The following is a 3,468-nucleotide window of genomic DNA, read 5'->3' as shown; positions in this document are numbered from 1 at the left end:
TGTCGGTCTGGGTCGCCGATACCGTAATGGTATTGCCTTCGGCAACCACTTCGGTCCAGGTAATGGTGCCGTTGTTGTAGGTGAAGCCGGTGACAGCATCACCGTTCTCATCCACAACGATAGGGTCACCGTTGCTGTCGAGTGACAGGAATACCAGGGAGGTGGTGCCGCCATTGTTAATGGTCAGGTTGATTTGACCACCGGCAACCAGCTCATCGTGGTCAACGACTACCTGCAGCTGCACATTGTCATTGCCCAGCTCAGACGCGTTAATCACACCATCGTCTGGGTTATTGTCATCGACAATGGTGACAGTCGGTGCCGTGGTGTTGGCGATGGTATCAAGGATAGCTGTGTCCAGACCTGAAGCGGTGTTGCCAGCAACGTCAGTAACAGTTGCTGTGATCTGAATAGTTGTTCCTTCTCCAGGCGGAGTCATGGTGACCGGCACGCCGTTGTCCAGCATGTTCTGAGTCACCGTGCCGTTAAACAGCTCATTGCCATCCTGGTCGGTCACAATCAGGGTATCGCCCACCGCGGTACCCGCGCCCAGGGTGACGGTGATGTTGATGTCACCATCAAGCTCCGTATCATTAATCAGGCCATCATTGTTGGCATCTTCATCAATGGTAACAGTTGGTGCACCCGGTGCGCCGCTGCCCACGCCGTAATCCAGGGTGGCGGAGTCGCTGCCTTCTGCGCTGTTGCCCGCCGGGTCAGTAATGGTGGCGGTCACTTCCAGCTCGGTGCCGGTGGCCGGTGGGTCAATGCTGAGGTCAAGGCCGTTATCCAGCATCTCCTGCGTGACCGGGCCTTCGAACAGGGTGTTGCCATCCTGGTCGGTGACCACAAGGGTGTCACCCACAGCCGTACCAGCGCCCAGGGTGATGGTGATTTCTACCTGACCGTCCAGCTCGCCATCGTTGATGTAACCATCATCGTTGGCATCTTCGGTAATGACCACAGTCGGTGCGGTAGGCGCACTGCTGCCGTGATCCAGGGTGGCCGAGTCACTGCCGTTGGCGGTGTTGCCCGCCGGGTCGGTGACGGTGGCCGTCACGGTCAGGGTCGTGCCGGTGGCTGGCGCGGTCATGGTGACCGGCACGCCGTTATCCAGCATGGCCTGGGTCACGGTGCCGTTAAACAGTGCATTGCCATCCTGGTCGGTGACCACCAGGGTATCGCCCACCGCGGTGCCTGCGCCCAGGGTGACGGTGATGTTGATGTCACCATCGAGCTCATCGCTATTGATGTAGCCGTCGTTGTTGGCATCCTCATCAATGACCACAGTTGGCGACGCCGGTGCGCCGCTGCCTGTGCCGTAATCCAGGGTAGCCGAGTCAGAGCCTTCAGCGGTGTTGCCCGCCGGGTCAGTGACCGTGGCGGTGATGTCCAGCTCGGTGCCGGTCGCCGGGGCGGCCACAGACAGGTCAAGGCCATTGTCCAGCATGTCCTGGGTCACAGGGCCGGAGAACAGGGTGTTGCCATCCTGGTCGGTGACCACAATGGTGTCACCCACCGCAGTGCCGGTGCCCAGGGTGATGGTGATATCCACCTCGCCGCTGAGCTCGCCATCGTTGATGTAACCATCATCGTTGGCATCTTCGGTAATGACCACAGTCGGTGCGGTAGGCGCACTGCTGCCGTGATCCAGGGTGGCCGAGTCACTGCCGGTGGCGCTGTTGCCACTGGTGTCGGTCACGGTGGCCGTCAAGGTCAGGCCGGTGCCGGTCGCTGGCGGGGTCATCGTCAGCGACAGGCCATTGTCCAGCATGGCCTGGGTCACGGTGCCGTTAAACACCTCGTTACCCGCCTGGTCAGTGATGACCAGGGAGTCACCCACCTCTGTGCCGGCGCCCAGCGCCACGCTGAAGTTGATGTCGCCATCGAGCTCATCATCATTGATGTAGCCGTCATTGTTGGCATCTTCATCAATGGTCAGGGTCGGGGCCCCCAGGTTCGGGTTGCCGCCACTGGTATCCAGTGTCGCACTGTCACTGCCATTGGCGGTGTTGCCCGCCGCATCGGTGACGGTGGCGGTGACCACCAGGGTGGTGCCACTGGCCGGGGCATCAATCGCCAAACCCAGGCCATTGTCCAGCATGGCCTGGGTCACCGGGCCGCTGAACAGGGTGTTGCCATCCTGGTCGGTGACCACAAGGGTGTCACCCACCGCCGTGCCGCCGGTCAGGGCCACGGTGATGTTCACCTGACCCACCAGTTCGGCATCATTGATGTAGCCGTCGTTGTCGGCATCTTCGGTGATGGTGACCACAGGCGTGCCCGGCGCCGTGCTGCCGACATCCAGTACCGCGCTGTCTGAGCCATTGGCGGTGTTGCCCGCCGGGTCGGTGACGTTGGCATTCACCGTGAGGGTGGTGCCCGCTGCCGGTGCATCCAGCGTCAGGGCCAGGCCATTGTCCAGCATGGCCTGGGTGACCGGGCCGCTGAACAGGGTGTTGCCATCCTGGTCGGTCACCGTGAGGGTATCGCCCACAGCAGTCCCCGCGCCCAGTGTCACGCTGATGTCTATCTGACCATTGAGCTCGCCATCATTGATGGTGCCATCGTTATTGGCATCTTCGGTAATCACTACGGTGGGTGAGGCCGGGGCGCCCGTGCCCACGCCGTAATCCATGACCGCCTGGTCGCTGCCTTCAGCGCTGTTGCCAGCCGGGTCGGTGACCGTGGCAGTAATCGCCAGGGTGTCGCCAGTGGCTGGTGCATCCACGGCCAGTGACAGGCCGTTATCCAGCATGTCCTGAGTCACGGTGCCGGAGAAGATGACGTTGCCATCCTGGTCGGTCACGGTGACGGTATCGCCCACGGCAGTGCCTGCTCCCAGGGTCACGGTGATGTCTACCTGACCACTGAGCTCGGCATCATTGATGTAGCCGTCGTTGTTGGCATCTTCGGTAATGGTGACCGTCGGCGCACTTGGTGCGCCGCTGCCCACGCCGTAATCCAGTGTGGCGTTGTCTGAGCCCTCGGCGCTGTTGCCTGCCGGGTCGGTGACGGTGGCGGTGACAACGAAATCAGTACCGGTGGCCGGTGGGTCCATCGTCAGGTCAAGCCCGTTATCCAGCATGTCCTGAGTGACCGGACCGGAGAAGATGACAGTGCCATCCTGGTCAGTCACCACAAGCGTGTCGCCCACGGCGGTGCCTGCGCCCAGGGTCACGGTGATGTCTATCTGACCATTGAGCTCGGCATCATTGATGTAGCCATCATTGTTGGCATCTTCGGTAATTACCACCGTCGGTGCCGCCGGGGCACCGCTGCCCACGCCGTAATCCAGGGTGGCATTGTCTGAGCCCTCGGCAGTGTTGCCCGATGGCGTAGTGACGGTGGCCGTGACCACCAGATTGGTGCCGGTGGCAGGCGGATCTATGCTCAGATCCAGACCATTATCCAGCATGTCCTGAGTCACGGTGCCGGAGAAGATGACGTTGCCATCCTGGTCGGTCA

At 61.5% G+C, this 3,468-nt stretch carries 1 protein-coding gene; it reads right to left on the bottom strand.

Features of this window, described 5'->3' with window-relative positions:
* Positions 1-3,468 (bottom strand): beta strand repeat-containing protein (locus GMA8713_RS25220; protein ID WP_062715367.1); only part of this gene is annotated, 3,468 nt, incomplete at both ends.

Source organism: Grimontia marina (assembly GCF_900060185.1).
Lineage (GTDB): Bacteria > Pseudomonadota > Gammaproteobacteria > Enterobacterales > Vibrionaceae > Enterovibrio > Enterovibrio marinus.
This window is presented reverse-complemented; position numbering and strand designations above follow the sequence as displayed.